The sequence below is a fragment of the Tamilnaduibacter salinus genome (genome assembly GCF_003096655.1).
Classification (GTDB): Bacteria; Pseudomonadota; Gammaproteobacteria; order Pseudomonadales; family Oleiphilaceae; genus Tamilnaduibacter; species Tamilnaduibacter salinus.
The window spans coordinates 119,721-141,958 of the sequence record NZ_QEKQ01000004.1; the positions used below are offsets into that span (position 1 = coordinate 119,721).

The 22,238-nt window shown below is 54.2% G+C and carries 18 protein-coding genes and 1 tRNA gene; 14 read left to right on the forward strand and 5 right to left on the reverse strand.

Annotated features, from left to right (window positions below):
* Positions 1-47: 47 nt before the first annotated feature.
* The 4 genes from C8D92_RS07375 to C8D92_RS07385 are packed head-to-tail and all read right to left on the reverse strand — an operon-like array spanning position 48 to position 2,025.
* Entirely contained in the window at positions 48-317 is a 270-nt protein-coding gene (locus C8D92_RS07375; RefSeq protein WP_116918933.1) for a hypothetical protein, read from the reverse strand.
* Positions 308-607 (reverse strand): hypothetical protein, encoded by a 300-nt coding sequence (locus C8D92_RS15580; RefSeq protein WP_133243118.1) that lies wholly within the window; start codon positions 605-607, stop codon positions 308-310. Before C8D92_RS15580 ends, C8D92_RS07375 begins: the two co-directional genes overlap by 10 nt.
* On the reverse strand, positions 600-1,796 hold the full coding sequence (locus C8D92_RS07380; RefSeq protein ID WP_116918934.1) for an Arm DNA-binding domain-containing protein: 1,197 nt from the start codon (positions 1,794-1,796) through the stop codon (positions 600-602). The genes C8D92_RS15580 and C8D92_RS07380 overlap by 8 nt, the downstream gene beginning before the upstream one ends.
* Complete coding sequence (locus C8D92_RS07385; protein WP_116919040.1) at positions 1,789-2,025, reverse strand: hypothetical protein; 237 nt, start codon at positions 2,023-2,025, stop codon at positions 1,789-1,791. The genes C8D92_RS07380 and C8D92_RS07385 overlap by 8 nt, the downstream gene beginning before the upstream one ends.
* Positions 2,026-2,178: 153 nt before the next feature.
* Between C8D92_RS07385 and C8D92_RS07390 the strand changes: the two genes are divergently transcribed.
* From C8D92_RS07390 to brxL, 12 genes are all read left to right on the forward strand, one after another.
* On the forward strand, positions 2,179-2,412 hold the full coding sequence (locus C8D92_RS07390; RefSeq protein ID WP_116918935.1) for a helix-turn-helix domain-containing protein: 234 nt from the start codon (positions 2,179-2,181) through the stop codon (positions 2,410-2,412).
* Positions 2,413-2,571: 159 nt separating this feature from the next.
* Positions 2,572-3,186, forward strand: coding sequence for a DUF1819 family protein (locus C8D92_RS07395; protein ID WP_116918936.1), 615 nt, complete (start codon positions 2,572-2,574; stop codon positions 3,184-3,186).
* Between the two features lie 17 nt (positions 3,187-3,203).
* Positions 3,204-3,794: a DUF1788 domain-containing protein gene (locus C8D92_RS07400; protein WP_116919041.1), complete on the forward strand. Its 591-nt coding sequence runs from the start codon at positions 3,204-3,206 to the stop codon at positions 3,792-3,794.
* Between the two features lie 43 nt (positions 3,795-3,837).
* Positions 3,838-7,419: a BREX system P-loop protein BrxC gene (gene brxC, locus C8D92_RS07405; protein ID WP_116918937.1), complete on the forward strand. Its 3,582-nt coding sequence runs from the start codon at positions 3,838-3,840 to the stop codon at positions 7,417-7,419.
* A 40-nt stretch (positions 7,420-7,459) separates the two neighbouring features.
* Positions 7,460-9,130: a DNA glycosylase AlkZ-like family protein gene (locus C8D92_RS07410; RefSeq protein ID WP_116918938.1), complete on the forward strand. Its 1,671-nt coding sequence runs from the start codon at positions 7,460-7,462 to the stop codon at positions 9,128-9,130.
* A gap of 74 nt (positions 9,131-9,204) precedes the next feature.
* Positions 9,205-10,422 (forward strand): AAA family ATPase, encoded by a 1,218-nt coding sequence (locus tag C8D92_RS07415; RefSeq protein WP_207775141.1) that lies wholly within the window; start codon positions 9,205-9,207, stop codon positions 10,420-10,422.
* On the forward strand, positions 10,419-10,916 hold the full coding sequence (locus tag C8D92_RS07420) for a hypothetical protein (protein ID WP_116918939.1): 498 nt from the start codon (positions 10,419-10,421) through the stop codon (positions 10,914-10,916). The genes C8D92_RS07415 and C8D92_RS07420 overlap by 4 nt, the downstream gene beginning before the upstream one ends.
* A 3-nt stretch (positions 10,917-10,919) precedes the next feature.
* The gene (pglX, locus tag C8D92_RS07425; protein ID WP_116918940.1) at positions 10,920-14,378 is read left to right on the forward strand and encodes a BREX-1 system adenine-specific DNA-methyltransferase PglX; all 3,459 of its coding nucleotides are present in this window, start codon (positions 10,920-10,922) and stop codon (positions 14,376-14,378) included.
* Complete coding sequence (gene pglZ / locus C8D92_RS07430) at positions 14,375-16,873, forward strand: BREX-1 system phosphatase PglZ type A (RefSeq protein WP_116918941.1); 2,499 nt, start codon at positions 14,375-14,377, stop codon at positions 16,871-16,873. The genes pglX and pglZ overlap by 4 nt, the downstream gene beginning before the upstream one ends.
* A gap of 25 nt (positions 16,874-16,898) precedes the next feature.
* A complete protein-coding gene (locus C8D92_RS07435; protein ID WP_116918942.1) occupies positions 16,899-18,053 on the forward strand; it encodes an ankyrin repeat domain-containing protein in 1,155 nt (384 codons plus the stop codon).
* Complete coding sequence (locus tag C8D92_RS07440) at positions 18,050-18,556, forward strand: hypothetical protein (protein ID WP_116918943.1); 507 nt, start codon at positions 18,050-18,052, stop codon at positions 18,554-18,556. Before C8D92_RS07435 ends, C8D92_RS07440 begins: the two co-directional genes overlap by 4 nt.
* A 25-nt stretch (positions 18,557-18,581) precedes the next feature.
* The gene (gene brxL, locus C8D92_RS07445; RefSeq protein WP_116919043.1) at positions 18,582-20,642 is read left to right on the forward strand and encodes a BREX system Lon protease-like protein BrxL; all 2,061 of its coding nucleotides are present in this window, start codon (positions 18,582-18,584) and stop codon (positions 20,640-20,642) included.
* A 203-nt stretch (positions 20,643-20,845) separates the two neighbouring features.
* Here the strand turns inward: brxL and C8D92_RS07450 are convergent.
* Positions 20,846-20,922, reverse strand: a tRNA-Arg gene (locus C8D92_RS07450).
* Between the two features lie 396 nt (positions 20,923-21,318).
* Between C8D92_RS07450 and C8D92_RS07455 the strand changes: the two genes are divergently transcribed.
* Both C8D92_RS07455 and bfr read left to right on the forward strand, forming a co-directional pair.
* Positions 21,319-21,525, forward strand: a complete 207-nt coding sequence (locus C8D92_RS07455; RefSeq protein WP_095612133.1) for a (2Fe-2S)-binding protein — start codon at positions 21,319-21,321, stop codon at positions 21,523-21,525.
* 147 nt (positions 21,526-21,672) lie between these two features.
* Entirely contained in the window at positions 21,673-22,158 is a 486-nt protein-coding gene (bfr, locus tag C8D92_RS07460; protein ID WP_095612134.1) for a bacterioferritin, read from the forward strand.
* Positions 22,159-22,238: the final 80 nt, after the last annotated feature.

The window sequence follows — 22,238 nt, forward strand, 5'->3', positions numbered from 1 at the left end:
AATGAGACGGTTCGGTGGGTGACAGTGTCCCACCGAACCGGAGAGGGTTAGCTCAGGCTCTGATGAGCCTGGAGATGCGTTTTGGGGTGGCCCTGAACCGTGAACCGATACAGCCGCGCCCAGATAATCGATCCCAGTCGAGGCAAACCACTTCGAAAAGGGATCTCACCGTCGTAAAGAAAGACGGTGCGGTGATCGGTCGAGGCAATCAGTTCCAACCTCCAGAGCATGGGCTTCCGGGCGTTTGGGAAGGGCAAAATATCCCGGACCACATACACACCCTCGGTGATACGGGCTTGGTCGCTGCTCACTGCCATAGGGAAGCCTCCCACCGACAGAGTTCACCCTCCAGCGCGTGGAACAGTCGATTCAGGTTGGCGCGGCCGGGGGCTTGCCCGGACATCAGCAACTGATCCCGAACCCAGGTTTGCACGGCATCGAAGTTAGTTTTTTCATCGCCATTACCCAATATCATGACCAGATGATCTCCGTCAGGGATGCGAAGGCCGTAGCAGAGCGCTCGCGCGGTATTGCGAATAGCTCGACGCTCAGCCGGCGTTGATGGCATCAACCAAGTGGAAATTGTGGTTGCTTGGCGCTTAGTCATGGCTGGCCTCCTCGGTGCGGTCCTTGGTCTCGAAGTTTTGGAGTAAAAGCCGTTCGAAGGCAGAGCCATCACGGCGAGTCAGGTTCGGCACATACCGCGAGTAGACCCGGAACAGCATCTCGGTACTGGTGTGCCCCATCTGCCGGGCGATCCACTCCGGGTTCTCGCCGGCGGCTAGCCAGAGCGTCGCAGCGGTGTGCCGCGTCTGATAGGGACGGCGTTTGCGAAGTCCCAGGTGGCGTAGCAGCGGGTACCAGACACGCTTGGTAATGTTTTCGTGGGACAGCGGTGTCCCATGTTTGGTACAGAACACGAATTTGAAACGCCCAGTGGCCTGGTATTGCGCTTGGAGGGCGTCATAGACCATCTGAGACATATCGATCGTGCGGAAGGAACCGTCGTTTTTGGTGGGGTTGAGCTTCCCGCGGACCAACGACTGGCGGACCAGTATCTGGCGCCGCTTGAAATCCACGTATTCCCACTGGAGCCCGTCGATCTCGCCCGTGCGCATACCGGTGAAGAAGCGCACTGTGTAGTAGTTTTTGAAATCCGGCCGAACCGTGTTGAGGATCAGACGAACCTCATCGAGACCAAACGGTTCCACATCCGTTTTCGGGACCTTGAGCGATTTAATCCCGTGGTAGGGTGAGCTAAAATCGAAGCGGTTGGCTGCTTCGTTGAGGATCATGCGCAATGGCGTCATGATCCGGTTGATGCGACTGGCGGACAATGCCTTTCCGTTTCGGGTCGTCACTTTGGCGAGGGAGGACCTGAACGAAAGGATGTCGGCCTTGGCGATGCGGCCAACCTCTTTTTCTCCGAATTCCGGTAAGAGATAGATGTCCAGTACACCGCGAATCGTCACCCGGTGCGTCTCGCGCCACTGAATCACCATTTCCCCGAACCAGTCCTCGGCGAACTCCCTGAATAGCGGCGTCTCCCGCCACTGGTGGGCCGTTTTCAGAGTCTTCGAACTCAGCTTTTCGGCGTTCGGGCTGTTCGGGAAATATCGCCCGTATTCGAACGTATCCAGCGTAATCTCGGCTTCGATCTTCTTGAGAATCCGCTCCAGTTTTTTGCGATTGGCCGGCGTGTCATCCAGCGCCGTCTGCTCGCGGCAGCGTTTGCCGGCGTAGCGGAAGTCGAAGAAGAGTTTATTCGTGGACTCCCTCACTCGAATGCTACCCATTGGCCAGCCCTCCGTTTGCCATCGGAATCATTTCCGCGCCTGCGGTCGAGTTCTGAACCATGTCCCGTTCAATGGCTTCCCAGATGTAAAGAATCTTGCGACCGCCAAACGGTCGGATGTAGTGAACGCCCTCCAGGAGGACGGAGTCCTTGAGTCGTTCACGAATCGTGCGGGGGTCGTACTTGATGCGTCGCGCCAGCTCTTCGGTGGTTAAGTAGGTATCACTCATCATGCGTTGCTCCTGATCGATTTATGTAGCGTTCAAGCAACATAATATCGCAGGCTTTGATGATGTCAATAGTTGTTTGTAGCGTTAATGCGACAAAAGGTGAGCGTGGCCGACGATTTTGCTAAACTCGCAAGGTGCTGATGGGAGAGCGAAATGATTCGGTTTCGGTTAAAAGAATTGCTGGCGGACAAAGGGTTTCGGGAGAATCGAAGGGTGACTCTGGACGAGGTCTCCCAGGCAACCGGGATCCATCGAACCACCCTTTCGAAGATTGCGAATCAGCGTGGCTACAACACCACGACGGACATTCTTGATAGGCTTTGTGCGTACTTTGAAGTACCCGTGGGCGAACTCGCTGAGCATTTAAACGACGACAGGAAGCCTTAATGGGACCTTTCGACTACTGCAAAGTCGATCAAGGATGTTGATGAGCTTTTCTGAGATTTTTACAAAGAAATTGGTACGTGTGTTTGAGCTTGATCGCTTCGCGCTCGTATGAAGTGATTGATTAGCAACAGAAAGTTTTTCTAGAGGAGTTGTTCATAATTGGGCTCTATTCCCTACCGAATTTCTTTTACTTCGGGAAGTTTATTTCACGATGAATCGGTGAAGCTGGCCGAGCTGTACCTGTCGCTCCGTGACTGGGAAGAGGTGCGGACTCAAGCTCTGCATGACAACCTGCTACAGGCCAGAACGGAAAGCACAGCAAAGCGCACGTGTAGAGAGGCGATTGCGCGCCTAAAGACGTTGACCGAAAGCGAACTGACTTTCCTGGCCGAGGCAAACCACCAGGATCAGGCGCACCTCCTTTGGGTTGCGGTGTGCCGCCTGTACCGCTTTATCGCAGACTTTGCAGTGGAGGTACTCCACGAACGGTTTGTCGCGATGAAGCTGGATCTCAGTTTTGAGGATTTCGATGCCTTCTACAACCGTAAATCGGAGTGGCATGACGAACTTGATAATGCCAGCGCCTCAACGCGCGATAAATTGCGGCAGGTCCTGTTCAGAATGCTGCGGGAGGCAGGGTTGTTAGCTAAGGACAAAACCATCAACGCAGTACTGCTAAGCCCCAGGCTGGTTGAGTTACTGCGTCAGAACAATCCTGACGAGTTTTTCTACTTCCCAGTCTATGAATCCGATATCAGGGGGATGTCAGCTTGAAAAAGGACATTGCCAAAATGCCGATGCAGGAGCGACTACAGCACCTGTTTAGCGTGGTTTCCGGCCAGCGGTTCCTGAACAAACAGGGACTGGGTAATGAAGTGCCTTTCTTCATCTGCCCCTACCGGCCTGAAGAGGCCGTCGAAATGGAGCGTCTCCAACGGCAGTTGGTTACTCGGCTGGAGCAGGCGGGCATCAAAATGCTCAGCATCAATCTGTATGACCTGGCCATTGAAATTTTGAAAGAAAGAGACATCTGGGACCAGGTATTGGAGCTCGAGCCCCAGGTCTCGAAGGATGAGCTGAAAGAACTGCTACAGGGAGTGCTGGATCCGGAAGCCCATTTAGTGCCCGCCATTGCGTCAAAGCTCCATTCAGTTGAGTTCGATGTGCTGTTTCTTTCAGGGGTGGGCGAGGTTTTCCCTTACATACGCTCCCATAATGTGCTCAACAACTTACAAAGCACCGCCAAAGACCAACCAACAGTGATGTTCTTTCCGGGATCCTATACTCACTCCCTGGAAACAGGTGCATCACTGGATCTGTTCGGCAGATTGCATGACGACAAGTACTACCGTGCGTTCAACATCTTTCATTACGAAGCCTGAGCGGACGACATTTTTCGAGGCGCAATAATCAAGGGAAAGAGCAATGACATTGAAGAACATTTTTCTAAAGCCCGTTGACCGTCCCATCGAAGGAGTTATCAAAGCCGACGATGAAGCCGGACTTCGCCTCGAAATTGAAGAATATGTACTGACTAACGAAGTCGAAAAGCGTCTGGAAGAGTTCCTGGACGCTTATAACAATTACGAAGGGGCAAACGGGGTATGGGTGTCCGGCTTTTTCGGTTCAGGTAAGTCTCACCTGCTCAAGATGCTGGCCCTTTTGCTTGAAAACCGGGAGATGGATGGCGCCTCTACCCTGGATCTTTTCCTTCCGAAATGTAGCGAGAATGAGATTCTTCGGGGTGACCTGAAGCGAGCCGTTTCTATCCCATCGAAGAGCATTCTGTTTAATATTGACCAGAAAGCCGATGTCATCAGCAAAACCCAAATCGATGCGCTTCTGGCCGTGTTCGTTAAAGTCTTCGACGAAATGTGCGGCTACTACGGCAAACAAGGGCACATTGCCCAGTTTGAGCGCGATCTGGACGGCCGTGGCCTGTACGAACAATTCAAAGCCGAGTACGAGACCATCGCCGGCCGCCCCTGGCAGAAAGGCCGGGAGCAAGCCCTTCTGGAAGGCCCGAATATCGCCAAAGCCTACGCCGCTGCGACCGGTGGCGACCCGCAGTCGGCAGCGGGCATTCTGGACAAGTACCGCAGCGAATACCGAGTTTCAATTGAAGACTTCGCGGACAATGTGAATGCCTATATCGAGAAGCAGGCAAAAGAGGGTGGCCACAAAGAGTTCCGCCTGAACTTCTTTGTGGACGAGGTCGGCCAGTACATTGCCGACAACACCAAGCTGATGACCAACCTGCAAACCATTGCCGAGAGCCTCGCCACCAAGTGTCGGGGCCGGGCCTGGATTATCGTCACCGCCCAGGAAGAAATGAAAAACGTGGTTGGCGAAATGGGCAAGCAGCAGGGCCACGACTTCTCGAAAATTCAGGCACGGTTCAATAACCGTATGAAGCTGTCCAGTGCGGACGTGGCGGAGGTCATCCAGAAGCGCCTGCTAACCAAGACCGAAGAAGGCGTCAATCAGCTGTCGGACGTCTATCACGCGCAGGCAAACAACTTCAAAACCCTGTTTGACTTCGCGGATGGATCGGCCACCTACCGGAACTTCCGGGACAGGGACCACTTCATCCACAGCTACCCCTTCGTCCCCTACCAGTTCGCGCTGTTTCAATCGGCGATCCAGAATCTGTCGCAGCACAACGCCTTCGAGGGTAAACACAGTTCCGTCGGTGAACGCTCCATGCTTGGGGTTTTCCAGCAGGTGGCCATCCACATCGGCAACCATGAGGTGGGCCAGCTGGCCACCTTTGACCTGATGTTTGAAGGCATCCGCTCTGCACTGAAATCACAAATACAGCGGGCGATTATTCAGGCCGAGAACCACCGCGATAATGCCTTCGCTATCCGGTTACTGAAGGCCCTCTTCCTGGTCAAATATGTCAAGGAATTCAAGCCCACGGTGCGCAACCTTTGCGTGCTGATGCTGGATGCCTTCGATCAGGATCTGCCGGCACTTCGCACCAAGGTCGAAGAAGCCCTGAGCCTTCTGGAGCAACAGACCTACATACAGCGCAACGGCGACCAGTACGAGTACCTGACGGACGAGGAAAAGGACGTCGAGCAGGAGATCAAGAACACGGAGGTCGAGTCATCGGACGTTGCGGACGAATTGGAAAAGATCGTTTTCGACTACGTCATGAAGCAGCGCAAAATCCGTTATGACGCAGGCTCCTCCCAGAACCAGGGGCAGGACTACTCCTATTCACGCAAACTGGATGATCGTCTGCATGGGCGTGAATACGAGCTCTCGATCAATGTCATCAGCCCATTCCACGAGCATACTGACAACGAGCAGATGCTACGTACAGCCTCGACCTACAAGGCGGACGAGCTGTTCGTGCTCATGCCGTCGGACGAGCGCCTGGTGCGCGATCTGCTCATGTTCAAGCGCACCGAGAAGTACATCAAGCAGAATATTTCCGTTACCCAGCAGGAAGCTGTTAAGCGGATCCTGAATGACAAGGGCTTCCAGAACCGTGAGCGCGAGGCCAGGCTCCGGCAGCAGGTTCAGACCCTCATTGGCAAGTCCAAGTTGCTCATTGGCGGCGGGGATGTGGAAGTGGCGAATGAGGACCCCCAGACCCGCATTATCCGGGGCTTCCATGAGCTGATTTCACGGGCTTACCCCAACCTCCGCATGTTGCGCGGCGTTTCCTACACGGAAAACGACATCAGCAATTGCCTCAACCGCACAGACGATGGCCTTTTCGGTAATGACGCCACGGCCCTGGCGGAATCCGAGCAGGAAGTGCTGGCGTTCATTCAGAGCAACAATCGGGGCGGTGTCCGCACCACCCTCAAGAGCCTGCTGGAAAAGTTCGAACGCAAACCCTACGGCTGGTATTACGCCGCGATTCTCTGCACCCTGGCCAACCTTTGTGCCCGTGGCAAGGTGGAAGTTCGTCTCGACGGTAATATCCTGGAGGACAGCGAGCTGGAGCGCGCCCTGCGTAACACTCACGGCCACGGCAACGTGGTGCTGGAACCACAGATTGAGTTCACCGCCTCTCAGGTCCGAGCCCTCAAGTCGTTCTACGAGGACTTCTTCGACAGCCCGCCCCGCAGCAGCGAAGCCAAGGCCCTGGGTAAAGAGGCCGGCGAAGCCTTCCAGGACATGTACCACGACCTGGATCGTCGGATAGCGCAGGTCGATCAGTACCCGTTTCTCAATGCCTTGAAACCTGCCCTGGTGACGCTGAAAGAAATCGCCGGAAAGCCCTACACCTGGCACCTGACCGAATTGGGCAAGCAGGAAGACCAACTGCTGGACCTGAAAGAGGATGTCATCGACCCGATCCGCAAGTTCATGGGCGGCTCACAAAAAGACATCTATAACCATGCTCGGTCCTTTCTGCATAGTCAGGAGCCCAACTTCATCTATGTGTCCGGGGACGAGATCGAACAGATCCGCACCATCCTTAACGACCCCAACTGCTACAAAGGGAATCGCATTCAGCAGCTCAAGGGCCAACTGGATAGTCTGCAGGAGCGCATATACGAGAAAGTTCGGCAAACTCGAACTCAGGCAGAAACATCGCTGAAGACCATGCAGGAGCGCATGCAAAGCATGGACGAATATCAGTCCCTGCCGGAGCCGCGTCAGGATGAGCTCAATAAACCGTTCCGGGATCTGGTCGATTACATCGGGCAGGAGCGCCTGATTGCCGTGATCAAGGACCGGACCCGGTATTTTGAAGAAGACGGCTATCAGAAGCTGCTGGCCAAAATGGTGGCGCTGGCCAATCAGAAATCAGCACCGGCAGACGACTCCGATCAGCCCCTAGGTAGCCAGAGCGAAGACCAGAATGATGAGGGGCTTCATGAGGCCAAGGAATCCCCTGCCGACTACGTTCACACCCGCAACCTCCGTGTCGCGTTCGACAAGGCCTGGTTGGCCGACGAGGGGGATGTGGAGCGCTATCTGAATGCCCTGCGCGAGGCCCTGCTGGTTGAAGTCCAGCAAGGGCGCAAGGTCCAGATCTAAGCGTGCCGAACCGTCTAATCGGTCAAAGTTGGGGATAGCCATGCACGAAGCCGAACAGGAAATCCGGGCGCTCATTCGCGGTGGCGAAAGCCTTGCCGTCGAGTTCAAGAGCGACGTCAAAAGCCTGCCGGACCGGGACCTGGTAGCCGCGGTGGTGGCCCTGGCCAACACCGAGGGCGGCGACCTGTTCCTGGGCGTTGAAGACGATGGCACCCCGACTGGGCTGCATGCCAATCACCGCAACCTCGCCGGCCTGCCCGCGCTGATTGCCAACAAGACCATTCCCTCGCTGGCTGTGCGCGTTGAGGCCCTGGAGCTGGAAGGGCAACCCATCGCCAGGATCCAGGTGCCCAAGTCCCGGCAGCTGGTGTCCACCTCGGATGGCCTGCTGCAACGTCGGCGCCTGAGGATGGACGGCACTCCGGAGGCCGTGCCCTTCTACCCCCATGAGTTTGTTCAGCGCCAGTCCAGCCTGGGGGTAACGGACCCCTCCGCCCTACCGGTGGAAAACCTGGCGGTTGAGGATCTGGACCCGATTCAGCGCATCCGGATCCGCAACGCCATCAAGAAGTACGGCGGCGACCAGAGTCTGATGCCTCTGGCGGACGATGAGCTGGACGGCGCCCTGGGGCTGACTGTGAGCGTGGGAGGCATGCGCCGCCCCACGGTTGCAGGCCTGTTGCTGCTGGGGAACGAAATGCAGCTTCGGCAACACCTGCCCTCCCACGAGGTAGCCTTCCAGGTGCTGCGCGGTACCGATGTCCTGGTCAATGAGTTCTACCGCAAACCACTGCTGGAGACCTTCGAAGAGGTTGAAGTGCTATTCCGCGCCCGGGTGGAGGAAGAGGAGATTCAGGTCGGGCTGTTTCGCGTGCCCATCCCCAACTTCGACCGCCGGGCCTTCCGGGAAGCCTTTGTAAACGCCCTGGTTCACCGCGACTACAGTGCTTTGGGCGCCGTCCACGTCAAACTGGACGACGACGGCCTGAGCATCAGCAATCCCGGTGGTTTTGTGGAGGGCGTTAATCTGGACAACCTGCTGGTGGCTGACCCTCGCTCCCGTAACCCCTTGCTGGCTGACATTATCAAGCGCATCGGCCTTGCCGAACGCACTGGCCGGGGCATCGACCGGATCTTCGAGGGTATGCTCCGCTACGGGCGCACCGCCCCCGACTACTCCATGTCGTCCGCTCACACCGTCTCCGTGCGCATGAGCGCAGCGGACGCGGACGCCGAGTTCCTGCGCATGATCGTCGAGCGCGAGGAACAGACCGGCGCCGCCATGCCCATCGACAGCCTGATTATTCTGTCCCGGCTTCGCAATGAGCGGCGTTTAAGAACAGCAGATCTGGCCAAGTCGGTGCAGAAGCCGGAAACCGTGGTCCGGGGCACCCTGGAAAAACTGGTGGAAGCCGGCATGGTGGAAGCCCACGGCACCGGCAAGGGCCGCACCTACACCCTGAGCGCCAAGGTGTACCGGGGAGCAGGGCAAAAGGCCGCCTATGTGCGCCAGGCGGGGTTCGATGCCATCCAACAGGAGCAAATGGTGCTGAATTTCATCGATACCCACGGCAGCATCAAACGAGCGGATGCCGCCGATCTGTGCCATATCAGCCCTTTCCAGGCCACTCGGCTGCTCAATCGCTTGAAAGACAAGGGGGCGATTCGCCCAGTAGGCCAGGGGAAGGGGACCCGATATGAGCGAAACTGATAAAATACGTGCGGCGCACGAAAAGTGTGAGCAGATGCGAGCGCCGCGCGTATTTTTGCATGCAAGTGAGGGCAGTGGCCGACCGGGTGCTGGGTCAGGGGATAGTGAACAATCGGAAAGTAATGATGATAGACCAGCTTGAACTCAAAAACTTTACGTCATTCGGTGATCTGGACATCGATTTCTCATCCAAGATCAACGTGATCATTGGCGAAAACGGTACTGGCAAAACCCACCTGCTCAAGGCGGCCTACGGACTTTGTGCGGGCGCATCGCTTTTCAAGAACAGATCGGATCTCGGTAAAGCCGAGCTCGAAGCAGCATTGACGGCCAAGTTCTTGCGCCTGTTCATGCCTCTGGATGACAAGCTCGGGAAGATGCACCTCCACGGGGCCAGGGAACAAGCCAGTTTAACCGCACAGTTTGCAGAGGGACAGAAGGTCAACGCGACCTTTTTCAACAACTCCACTGAGCTTTCGATCAAGGATTCGCAAAGCTACGCCAAGTACCGGGCTGAGCCCGTGTTCATCCCCACCAAAGAGGTGCTCTCTCTGGTCAAGGGTATGGCCGACGAAACACACGACCAGAAGACGGTTGAGCTGATATTCGATGATGGCTACGTGGATCTTGCCAAGGCACTGACCAAAGCCAGTGGTGAAGACCTGGACGCGCGAATCAACGAAGACCCGAGATTGAATTCGATTATTCCGCAATTGGTCAGCCTGGTTGGTGGGTGCTATCAGTGGGAAAATGGCGGCTTCTGCTTCCAGCCAGGTGAATATCGGGAAAAGCCCTCTCCTAAACGAACCAATTCCAAGTCCGCCCAAGCGTATCAAGACTCCACAGTGACTGAGTTCGTCGCAGAAAGCGGTCGTCAGTACTCCAGCAGCATGACAGCGGAAGGCTTCAGAAAGATCGGTATTCTGCACAGGTTGCTAAGTAACGGCGTGCTGTCTCCTGGTTCCAGTGGCCCCCTCTTCTGGGACGAACCGGAATCCAATATGAACCCGAAGCTGATGAAGCTGCTTGTTCAGGTTCTTCTGGAGCTGGCAAGAAATAACCAGCAGGTCATTCTCGCCACCCATGATTATGTACTGCTCAAATGGTTTGACCTCCTGGCCCGCCCAGGGCAGGGAGATCATATTCGCTTCCATGCACTGGTCAACAAGGGTGGCCAAGTCACTCTTCAGTCAGCGAATAGCTACAAAGAGCTGGATAACAATGCCATAGCGAACACCTTCAATGACCTGTACGACGAAGAGATCAAGCGCTCGCTCGGGGGTAAGGCATGACTCTTCTCTCTGAGGACGATCTGGAATTCGATTTCAGCGATGCTATTGAAGCCGTCCGCTTCGATGACGACACGCTACATGGGCAAAGCACCATGAAGCGAGTTGATTTTATTGCGGAGTATGAGGATCGCTTCGTTTTTGTGGAAGTAAAAGACCCTGATAACCCTGTCGCGGCCAATCCTGAAGCATTCAGACAAAAGCTCGTCAGTGGCAATTTGATACCCGATTTAGCGGGAAAGTATAGAGACAGCCTCTGGTTCCGAGCCCTCAGCGGTAAGGCGGGAAAACCAGTTCATTATGTCGTCCTGCTTTCCATGGCCGCTCTCGATCCCGCATTGCTGCTCGCCAAACAAGATGAGCTGCACCGCTGCCTGCCGTTGAATCACAAAGACTGGTCTCTGCCGTTTGCACAGGCGTGCGTCATTCTCAACCTGGACCAGTACAAGAAACAATTTGGAACCCATACCGTCCGCAGAATAAGTGCGGGAGCCTAATTCATGGAAACATCGAAACTTAAAAAATTCGCCCAATTCGCTCGCCGTAGCCTCCTCGAACAGGTTACCGCCAAGCTCAAACTGGTATTGGCCGACGAGAGTCCCGCCCGGCGAGAAAGCCCACAGGCGATTAAAAAACTGGAAGAAGCGATAGCCGAGCAGAGCAAAGAACAGGTTATTGAGCGGGTGGCCTACATCTGGTTCAACCGCTTCTGCGCCCTGCGTTTTATGGACGTGAATCGTTACAACCGCATTGGCATTGTTTCCCCTGCTGAGGGGCAGTTTCAGCCCGAGATCCTGGCGGATGCCAAGATGGGCCATATCGATGAAGAAACGGTGTCGGAGTCAACTCATCAAAAGATCTTCGCTCTGCTGGATGGCAAAACACCCAGTCAGGATCCGCAGGGGGAAGCTTATCGCCTGCTGGTAGTAGCCGCCTGTAACTATTGGTACAGCGCCATGCCGTTCCTGTTCGAGCGCATTGACGATTACACCGAGCTTTTGATGCCGGATGACCTGCTATCTGGAAACTCGATCCTGGCCTATACCCGCGAGGCCATGACGCCGGATGCCTGTGGAGATGTCGAGATCATTGGCTGGCTATATCAGTTCTATATCTCCGAGAAGAAAGACCAGGTATTTGCTGATCTCAAGAAGAACAAGAAGGTTACTCCCGAAAATATCCCGGCAGCAACCCAACTATTCACGCCACACTGGATTGTTCGGTATCTGGTGGAAAACTCGCTGGGCCGTCTCTGGATGCTCAACCGGCCAGACTCAGGCCTGATTGAACGGATGGATTACTACATTAGGCCGGAAGAGCCTGAGACCGACTTCCTGCGGATCAATAGCCCGGAAGAGATCAAGATCTGTGACCCGGCCTGCGGTTCGGGGCATATGCTGACGTATGCATTCGATCTGCTGTATGCCATTTACGAAGAGGAAGGCTACGAACCTGCCGATATTCCGACCAAGATTCTGACTCACAACCTCTACGGTGTTGAGATCGATGAGCGTGCCGGCGAGCTGGCCGCCTTCGCACTGACAATGAAGGCACGGGCCAAGCAGCGCCGGTTCTTTCGTAAGCCAGTTCAGCCCAATATTTGTGTGCTGGAGAATGTACACTTCGAGGAGAGTGAGCTGAAGGAATACATGGACTTTGTAGGACACGACCTATTTACCGCGCCGCTGCAATCCACCCTTCGCCAGTTCGAAGAGGCCGATAACTTCGGTTCCCTTATTCGCCCCGATGTCACCGACGTGGATGGCATGCTCAGGATTCTTGAGTCAAAAAACGTCTTCGGGCAGCTGTTCATCAGCATGACTCACCAGAAGGTGCTACAAGCCCTGCGGCAAGCCGATTACCTGAGTCCCAAATACCATGTGGTGATTGCCAATCCTCCGTATATGGGAGCGCCCGGAATGAATGGGAGGTTGGGAGCATGGGCCAAAGGTAACTACACAACTTCTAAAGCCGATTTGTTCGCTATGTTCATCGATAGATGTGCGAATTTAGCCTTAGATAGTGGTTCATTCGCCATGATTACCATGCAAAGTTGGATGTTTTTATCGTCATTCGAAGCTCTTCGTGAAACCATCATCAATAGGGACACCATAAGAACTATGGCGCACCTAGGTGCCAGGGCCTTCGATAGTATTGGCGGTGCTGTTGTTCAGACTACGGCATTTGTAGTGGATAAGGCGCGACGGCAAGATTACAAGGGTACATACATTCGTCTTGTAGATGATACTTCAGAACATGAAAAAGAGAAGGCTCTAAGGGAAGCACGGGAAAACCGTTTTACGGCATCCACCTCAGATTTCAGAAAAATACCAGGCAGCCCCATTGCCTATTGGGTGAGTGACAAAATTAGAGACCTTTTCTTGAATGAGGAAACATTTGAGAGTTCATTTGCCATTAGGGCGGGAATGTGTACTGGAAAGAACGAAGTATTTATCCTTTATTGGCCTGAAGTTGCATTTAACCTTATTCGAAAAGATCCTGAACAGAAATATGAGTACACCCCACATAATAAAGGTGGCGAATTCAGGAAATGGATTGGCAACTGGGACACCGTCTTGAAATATTCCCAAAAGCATTTGGATGCTATGGGGAAAAATCCAGGGTTCAGGCATGATGGAAAAGAGTATTACTTTCAGGAGCATATTGGGTGGTCAAAAATAACGTCCTCTACCTCTAGCTTCCGCTTTTATCCAGAGGGGTTTACTTTTGACTCTGCAGGATTGGCACTTTTCTCGAATGACCGGAATAGTCTCTATGATGCGATGGGCTTTTTAAATTCAAAAATATCAGATGCCCTGATCGAGTTATTGAATCCGACGCTTAATGTAACACCACAAATTCTAAAGAAACTTCCCTTGATTAGAGTGCGCCCTGAGCATCGGGATAAGTATCTAGAATTATACGACATAACAAAAGCAGACTGGGACTCCTTTGAAAATTCATGGGACTTCACCAGCATCCCGCTTATGAATCCCGACTACCACCAGCCCACCCTAAAGGCTACCTACCAGAAGCTCCGTGCCCATTGGCGGGAAATGACGATGGAGATGCAGCGGCTGGAGGAAGAGAACAACCGCATCTTCATCGACGCCTATGGCCTGCAAGATGAGTTGAAGCCCGATGTGCCGCTGAATGAGATTACCCTGACCTGTAACCCGCACTACCGCTACGGCAACGACAAGAACGAGGACGATCTAGAGGCGCTGCTGCTTGCCGATACCATGCGCGAGCTTGTCTCCTACGCCGTGGGCTGCATGTTTGGCCGCTACGCGCTAGACAAACCGGGTCTCGTCCTGGCCAACCAAGGCGAGACCATCGAGGACTACCTGAAGCAGATCCCAGAGCCGAACTTCCCGGCGGATGATGACAATGTCATCCCTATGCTCGATGGTGACTGGTTCACCGACGACATCACCGAGCGCTTCCGTGAATTCCTGCGCATCGCCTTTGGCGAAGAGCACTATGACGAAAACCTCCGCTTTGTCGAGCAGGCGCTGGGTAAGGACATCCGCAAGTACTTCCTGAAGGACTTCTACAATGACCATGTGCGGCGTTACAAAAAGCGCCCCATCTACTGGCTGTTCTCCTCACCCAAGGGCTCATTCAATGCTCTGATCTACATGCACCGCTACCAGCCCCACACCGTTGGCACGGTGCTGGAGTATCTGCGCGATTTCAAAGATGAAAAGCTGCAAGCCCGGAAGAACCATCTGGAAGCAGTCAGTATCAGCGCCGGGGCTTCCCAGGGTGAGAAGACCAAGGCTCTGAAAGAGATCGAGAAGATCAACAAAATCCTAGCCGAGCTGGATGACTACGAGCGGGATGTACTTTATCCCCTGGCTACCGAGCAGGTGGAAATCGATCTCGATGACGGGGTGAAGGCCAATTATCCGAAATTTGGCGACGCTTTGAAAAAGATTACCGGGTTAAGCCAATGAGTGACCGTATTAGCCAGGCTCTGAGCCGACTGTTCGATAAGCACCGCATCGTGTTTTGGTACGACACCAAACAGGAGCTGCGCAGTGATTATGACGCGGTTTCCATTCCGAACGTGGAGAAGCTGGAAATCGCCAACAACGAGTACGGCCTGAAATATCGCATCCTTCGGGAGTCACCGGAACAGAAATTCTTGCTGTACAAGGAGGGGCCGCAACCGGAGGATCTGAACAACTGGTTGCTGGACGTACAGCTGGCCCACGGCGAGTTCCGGACTGACCAGGTGGCTATCTGGCTGTCTGAATTGGAATTGGGACTCGAGTTTGCCGAGGTGGCCCAGGCCCACGCGGAGTTTTTCCAGGCGATCAAGCGCAAGGAGGCGTTGAAGAAGCTGCTGAAACCGGACGACACTGCCGGTCAGCTTCGCCTGAAGATGCTGGCTGTATGTGCCGGCAGCGAGCCTCGCATGGACTCGGTGGTGGAAACCCTGCTGCAGCAACTGGCGGAAGAGCGCGATGATGGCATCAGGCTGATCGAACGGTGCGGCTTGAATAGCTTCCTGTGGGAACAACTGACCCGTTTCTACGGCTACGAGGCCAGTGAACCCAGCCTGCGCGACTTCGTGATTGAGCTGTTCAAGTCCTGCTATGCCATGGGCACCGATGGCGAGGTCAAACTGACCGGCGATGCCCTGGTGTTCCTCAAGCGCTGGAAAGACAGCCGGCAATTCGAGCAGGGGTTTGAAACCCTGTCTGCCGAGTGTGCCGAGGTGCTGGGCATTGAGCAGGATCTCGGTAAGCGGGATTTCCGGGACCTGGTTGAGCTCGATTACTTCCGGCTAATCGACCAGAAGATTATCAGTGACCTGGTACGGGCGGTGGTTGGCCGCACGGTTACCAGCGGCGATGTGGCGTTGTGGATACGGCAGCGACGCCAGGGCCACTGGTACGGGGAGTTCCGCCACCTGTATGAAGCCATTGAGTTTGCGGCCCGTTTTGTCCAGATGCTCGGTGAGGCTCGTCTCACCATGGACAGCCTCTCCGACGGCATTCAGCGATACAGCCGTTCCTGGTTCCAATTGGATCAGCTCTATCGCAAGTTTACCTACCATGTGCGCATGTCCGGCCAGGCATCGTTGATGGGGGAACTTAGTGAGCAGGTGGAGAACCTGTATTCCAACAACTACCTGCTCAAGCTGGGCGATGGTTTCCAGGTTCACGTGGACGCCGCACCGCGCTGGGAGGCCTATCCGGTCGTTCAGCAAAAGGTCTTTTTCGAGCACTGGGTTCGCCCGTACCTGCGCAAGGACAAACGGATCTGCGTGATCATTTCCGACGCCATGCGCTACGAGATTGGTGACGAGCTGCTGGGCCTTATCCGGCAGGAAGATCGCTACAGCGCCGAGCTCGAACCGGCGCTCTCGACCCTTCCCAGCTATACCCAGCTCGGTATGGCGGCGCTGCTACCCAACAAGTCCTTGGCGATCGCCGACAACGATACCGGCACGGTACTGGTGGATGGCCAAAGCTCCCAGGGCACCGTCAACCGTACCAAAATCCTGCAGGCGGCCCTGGATGGGCGGGGCCAGGCCGTCAAGGCGGAGGATTTTATGCAGCTCAACCGGGAAGACAGCCGTGAGCTGCTCAAGGGCAATGATGTGCTGTACATCTACCACAACCGCATCGATCACACGGGCGACAAGATGCACTCAGAGGGGCAGGCCTTTGAAGCCGCGGAACAGACCCTGGGGGATCTGATTCGTCTGATCAAGAAGCTGACGGCGGCCAACGCCAACAACCTGCTGATCACCGCTGACCATGGCTTTATTTACCAGAACCGTGAGTTGGATGAGAGTGACTTCTTGGGCGACGCCGTTTCTGGCGATGATGTTCGCTATCGGGATCGTCGTTTCGTGCTGGGTAAGGGGTTGTCCGCCTCTCCGGCTTTCCATCACTTCTCGTCTGAGCAGCTTGGGCTGGATGGCGATATGGAAGTGCAGATTCCCAAGTCCATCAACCGGCTGCGCCTTAAAGGCTCAGGCAGCCGCTTTGTGCATGGCGGGGCATCCCTTCAGGAGGTTGTGATTCCGGTCCTGAAGGTCAACAAGAAGCGCCAGAGCGACGTTAGCGCTGTTGAGGTGGATATTCTTCGGGGTGCCAGCTCTGTAATCACGTCAGGGCAGTTGGCGGTGGTTCTGTATCAATCCGGGCCAGTCACTGAAAAAGTTCACCCGCGCCACCTGAGAGCTGGCATTTATACGCAGGATGGGGAGCTGATTTCTGATAGCCATGACCTGTCATTTGACCTGACTTCCGAGAATCCTCGGGAGCGTGAGTTGCAGGTTCGGTTCGTGCTCAGCCGCAAAGCAGACGAAGCCAACGGCCAGGAAGTCTTCCTACGTTTGGAAGAGCAGCATGCAGGCACTTCGCACTATAAGGAATACAAATCGCTCAGGTACTTGATGCGCCGCTCGTTTACCAGCGATTTTGATTTTTAGATTCAGGGATTACGAGGGGTAGTACATGAGCGCGCTGCTGGAAGCGGTTAGAGAGGGGCGGTTGGCTGCGGTTAAAGCTGCTTTGTCCGAAGATGACTCGATTGAGAGTGAAGTGCTTAGTGCCACAGCTTTTACCTTGGCTCTGGAGTCGGGCTACAAGAATGTTGCGATGGAACTGCTTTCGGATTCACGGCTTGATTCGAATGCTGCTGATACTGAGCCATTGCGGCTGGCCATTCGGCTTGGCTACCTCGATATCGCCTCGATTCTTCTGGAAAAAGGGGCTAATCCGAATTTCCGATGTGAGGAGTCCAGCAGTGCTCTGCTGTTGGCACTTGAGTACGAGTATTTTGAGCTTGCCCAGGAGATGGTCGCCAAGGGCGCTGAGGTAAATATCCGCAACTCGAGAGGGTGGACGCCACTCATTTGGGCGGCCATTAAAGGCTACCGCCGTATCGTGGAGTTTTTGCTGGAGAATGGCGCGGATATCCACATCTGCAATAACGATGGCTGGAATGCACTGACCGGGGCTTATTTTAAACAGCGCACCGACATCGTGGAATTGTTGATTGAGCGTGGAGCCCACTTTGGCAGAAAGTACAGTGAAGCAGCACTGCTATCGGCCTATGAGCAAGGCTACGATGACACGGTCCGAAAACTTGTAAGTGAAGGCTGTAACGTCAACATTATGGACTCAGATGGCACGCCGCTTCTTATTCTCGCTATACGTCGTGGCGATTTGGAGGCGGTGAAGCTTTTCCTGGAGCACGGAGCGGATGCCAATTGCCGATCCCCTAAAGGTAATCCAGCCCTGAGTGTGGCCTTGGATGTGCGTGCAGGGATTGCTGAGCTTCTCATAGAGCATGGCGCTTCCCCTAATATACCGAACCAAAAAGGTTGGTGGCCATTACACGCAGCTGCAGATCGGGGAAATGCAAAACTGTGTAAGCTTTTTATGGATCGAGGTGCAAACCCCGACCAGAGAATCAACGGATCTAGCACCCCGTTGATTCTTGCTGCTCGGGAAGGGCATCTAAAAGTGGTTGAGTTGTTAGTTGAAAATGGGGCCAGCCTTAATTTGAAGAATAGCAAAGGGTTCTCTGCTCACGGAGTTGCTGATTTGAGGAAACAAAACTCTGTTAGGAATTTTCTGGCTAATAAGGATTGTGTAACAACATGATCGAGCCTGGCGAAGTTTTTGAAGCGGTCAGGCGAGGCTACAACGAGTTTGAAGCCGCATCGAATTCTGAGATTCTTGATTACTTCTCCTCTATTGATGCCGGTGCGGCAGCTGGGCACGCCAGCCATATCAAAGGCATTTTGTTTGAGCAGGAATACGTAGACTTGATGGAGGCCCAAGCGATAGAGGCTCAGGTGTTTGAGGCGACAAACCATCCGATAACAGATGTTGCCATTCTGGACGGCGATAACATTGTGCAGGAGATTCAGCTCAAGGCTACAGACAGCAGTAGTTACATTGGCGCGGCTGTCGAGGAGAACCCGGATGTTGGGATTGTGGCGACCTCAGAAGCGGCCGCAAGCTTTGATGGTGATATGGTGGTTGATTCGGGAATTGAGGATGCAGCTCTGGAGCAGGCGATCAGCGAAACTCTTCTGGATGAGGCTTTTAATCCCGTGAGCCCAGTGTCAGTGATTGGCTGGATGTTCGGTCTGCCTTTTTAATTCTGTAACAAACAAGGAAATGAAAGTGAGCGTACTGGACGACAAAATTAATCAGCACTTCCCGGGTCTTGTAGTGCGTAAGGATCTGGTGAAAACGGTGAAGGGCAACGCGATTGTGCCATCGTATGTGTTGGAGTATTTGCTCGGTCAGTATTGCGCGACTAATGATGAAGCCACGATTCAGACCGGTATAGAAACCGTAAAGGAGATTCTGGCCAAACATTACGTCCATAGGAATGAATCTGGACTGGTGCGCTCGAACATCAAGGAAAAAGGTCGTTACAAGGTCATCGATAAGATCAGCGTGGCTTTGAATGAGAAGACAGACGCTTATGAGGCCCAGTTTTCCAATCTGGGTATCAAGAAGGTATTGGTCGATTCCGCAACGGTAAAAGCACACCCAAAGCTTTTGGTGAGTGGTGTTTGGTGCATAGCTGACATCGAATACGAATTTGCAGAAGACAAGAATGTCAGCCCCTGGATTCTCTCTACCCTCAAACCCATCCAGCTGTCGCATTTTGACTATGACGCTTACGTTGCGGCACGCCAACAATTCAGTACCGATGAGTGGATTGATCTATTAATACAAAGCATCGGCTTCAATCCAGACATGTTTGGCCGGCGCAGCAAGCTGACTCAGCTGGTTCGACTGATTCCGTTCTGTGAGCGCAATTACAACCTGATCGAACTTGGCCCCAAGGGTACCGGTAAATCCCATGTGTACTCGGAGTTTTCACCTCACGGGATTTTGGTGTCCGGCGGTGAGGTGACAGTACCGAAGCTCTTTGTGAATAACTCCAGCGGCAAGATAGGACTTGTGGGCTACTGGGATTGTGTTGCCTTCGATGAATTTGCTGGTAAGCAGAAGCGAGTCGACAAAGCCCTGGTAGACATCATGAAGAACTACATGGCGAACAAGTCCTTCTCGCGGGGCGTGGAGACCTTGGGTGCTGAGGCATCCATGGTGTTTGTCGGGAATACACGGCACACCGTTCCGTACATGCTGAAGCATTCAGACTTGTTCGATGAATTGCCGGAGAAGTTCTACGACTCGGCGTTCCTGGACCGGATCCATTTCTATATCCCCGGGTGGGAGGTCGATATTATCCGGGGCGAGATGTTCTCCGACGGATATGGCTTTGTGGTGGACTACCTGGCAGAGATTCTGCGCTCGATGCGGAACTACGATTATTCTGACCAGTACCGTGATCACTTCACTCTATCTTCAGATATCTCAACTCGTGACCGGGACGGTATCAACAAGACATTCTCCGGGTTGATGAAAATCCTGTTCCCACAAGGTGGAGCGACCAAGGATGAGATTGAAGAGCTTCTGCGCTTTTCCATCGAAGGTCGGAAGCGGGTTAAAGACCAGCTTCAGCGGATTGATACCACCTACGGAGAGGTTCGTTTTTCTTACCAGGACGAGAGCGGTAAAGAAGTTCTGGTGACCACGTTGGAAGAGGAAGAATATCCGGGCTATTACCATCGAACGGTGGCATCGGACGAGAGCGGCGACAACACGCATCAGGCTTCTGATGCCCCAAAAGCAAAGCCCAGCGAGGCTAAGCCGGCAGATCAAGTGTCCGAACCGGAGCCTGAAGAAAAGCACGTGACATTTCAGGAAAATCAGAAGGGCGTCTCATTCGACGGCTTGTTCGGCCCGTATCTGAGGGGAGCCAACAAGATCACTGTTACAGACCCCTACATCCGGCTTTTCTACCAGATCCGCAACTTCATGGAATTTCTCGAAGCGATTGTGAAAAACAAGTCTCAAGAGGATGAAGTGGCTGTTCATCTCATCACGGTTCGAGATGAGTTCAAGGGTGACCTGCAAGACGAGAGCTTTGAAAAGATCCAGGAATCCGCTCGTACTGTGGGCATCGACTTTACCTGGGAGTTTGACGAAAGTGGCACTATTCACGCCCGCCATATCGTTACAGACCACGGCTGGAAGATTTCACTGGATCGAGGTCTGGACATCTTTCAGCACTACGAGATGAATGAGGCGTTTGCATTCCCGAATAGGATGCAGGAATTCAGGTCCTCAAAGGCCTTTGAAGTGACGTTTATCAGGCTGGAATAGGTTGGGGGGCGTGAACTTGATCGTGTTTGGCATGCTCCATTTCCAAGGGAGTGGCAATGACAGTGCCTTGTGCCTCCAACGAGGCGACGGTCTTATTTCCAAGACTAGGCAAGAGAAATTTTTGGGCTAGGCACTCACCGGGCACAATCTGGGCACACAAAAAAGAAAAGGGCCTGCGATCACTCGCAAGCCCTTCTTTAATATGGCCCGCCCGTCAGGATTCGAACCTGAGACCTTCGCCTCCGGAGGGCGACGCTCTATCCAGCTGAGCTACGGGCGGGGATCTGATTGTGTGCCGGTTATGTCCGATCAACCGGTCTTCGCTCATCATTGGAGCTCTGGATAGAGCGTCCTGACGCTCCCCTCGGCGTTGCCTCGGGTCCAGCCCGCCGCGCTGCATCGCGGCGGTCGCTCCGGTGGGCGAAAGCGGTGCTTTCGCTGTTCCACCTCCGCCCAGCTGAGCTACGGGCGGGGATCTGATTGTGTGCCGGGTTTGTCCTAGAAATCGGGCCGGCTAATCACGAGACTGCGAATCTTACGGATCATTCGTCGTTCTGTCCAGTGCTCTGAAATGGTACTTGCTGCACGATTTTTGTCCTCATCGGGGTTGCAATCACATCTGTAAATGACAATAATTATCACCACGTTTGAGAATCGATGTGATGAGTGTGCCGCCATGTATGTATGCCTCTGCACAGGTGTGACTGACCGGGAAATCCGCTCTGCGGTGGAAGACGGCTGCCAGTCCATGCGTCAGCTCGGCAAAGAGCTGGGTGTGGGTCGTCAGTGTGGCCGGTGTGCGGCGTCGGCACGTGAAATCATGCGTGAATGCCAGGCAGAGGATTACCTGAATCTGGCGGATATGCTCGCCACGCCGGCCTGACGGATACGCCTGCCATACAGCACTGATTTGCCGGTGCAAAACGATTCCCTTGCACTCTTGGGAATCATTTCCTTCCGTGATTTTTTATTGCAGCGTTTGTGGCTATGCTTGATTCCTCAATGAATGGAACGGGGGAGGAGCACAGCCATGAAAGGTGATAAGAAGGTCATACAGCATCTCAATAAGGTACTGGCCAATGAGTTGACGGCCATTAACCAGTACTTCCTGCACGCCCGCATGTACAAGGATTGGGGCATCACCCATCTGGGCAAGAAGGAATACGACGAGTCCATCGAGGAGATGAACCACGCCGACTGGCTGATTGAACGGATTCTGTTTCTGGAAGGGCTGCCCAACCTGCAGGATCTCAATAAGCTGCTGATTGGTGAGAACGTCAAGGAAATGCTCGAGTGCGATCTCAAGCTGGAGTATGCCGCGCATGCGGACCTCAAGGAGGCGATTCTCCACAGCGAGAGTGTTCGGGATTTCACCAGCCGGGAGCTGTTCCGGACGATTCTGGACAGTGAGGAAGAGCACATCGACTGGCTGGAAACCCAGCTGGAGATGATCGGCAACATGGGGCTGGAGAACTACATTCAGCTGCAGTCCGGGGCGGCGGATTCCGCCGAATAACCCCACCCATCCATGACCATTGGATGACAGGCCCGCAACCCTGGTTGCGGGCTTTTTCGTGGGCGATACAATGCGCTCTC

Excerpts from the sequence above, each read along its gene's own strand:
- C8D92_RS07375 (WP_116918933.1), bottom strand. The coding sequence starts at position 317 with ATGGCAGTGAGCAGCGACCAAGCCCGTATCACCGAGGGTGTGTATGTG.
- C8D92_RS15580 (WP_133243118.1), bottom strand. The coding sequence starts at position 607 with ATGACTAAGCGCCAAGCAACCACAATTTCCACTTGGTTGATGCCATCA.
- C8D92_RS07380 (WP_116918934.1), bottom strand. The coding sequence starts at position 1,796 with ATGGGTAGCATTCGAGTGAGGGAGTCCACGAATAAACTCTTCTTCGAC.
- C8D92_RS07385 (WP_116919040.1), bottom strand. The coding sequence starts at position 2,025 with ATGAGTGATACCTACTTAACCACCGAAGAGCTGGCGCGACGCATCAAG.
- C8D92_RS07390 (WP_116918935.1), top strand. The coding sequence starts at position 2,179 with ATGATTCGGTTTCGGTTAAAAGAATTGCTGGCGGACAAAGGGTTTCGG.
- C8D92_RS07400 (WP_116919041.1), top strand. The coding sequence starts at position 3,204 with ATGCCGATGCAGGAGCGACTACAGCACCTGTTTAGCGTGGTTTCCGGC.
- brxC (WP_116918937.1), top strand. The coding sequence starts at position 3,838 with ATGACATTGAAGAACATTTTTCTAAAGCCCGTTGACCGTCCCATCGAA.
- C8D92_RS07410 (WP_116918938.1), top strand. The coding sequence starts at position 7,460 with ATGCACGAAGCCGAACAGGAAATCCGGGCGCTCATTCGCGGTGGCGAA.
- C8D92_RS07420 (WP_116918939.1), top strand. The coding sequence starts at position 10,419 with ATGACTCTTCTCTCTGAGGACGATCTGGAATTCGATTTCAGCGATGCT.
- pglX (WP_116918940.1), top strand. The coding sequence starts at position 10,920 with ATGGAAACATCGAAACTTAAAAAATTCGCCCAATTCGCTCGCCGTAGC.
- pglZ (WP_116918941.1), top strand. The coding sequence starts at position 14,375 with ATGAGTGACCGTATTAGCCAGGCTCTGAGCCGACTGTTCGATAAGCAC.
- C8D92_RS07435 (WP_116918942.1), top strand. The coding sequence starts at position 16,899 with ATGAGCGCGCTGCTGGAAGCGGTTAGAGAGGGGCGGTTGGCTGCGGTT.
- C8D92_RS07440 (WP_116918943.1), top strand. The coding sequence starts at position 18,050 with ATGATCGAGCCTGGCGAAGTTTTTGAAGCGGTCAGGCGAGGCTACAAC.
- C8D92_RS07455 (WP_095612133.1), top strand. The coding sequence starts at position 21,319 with ATGTATGTATGCCTCTGCACAGGTGTGACTGACCGGGAAATCCGCTCT.
- bfr (WP_095612134.1), top strand. The coding sequence starts at position 21,673 with ATGAAAGGTGATAAGAAGGTCATACAGCATCTCAATAAGGTACTGGCC.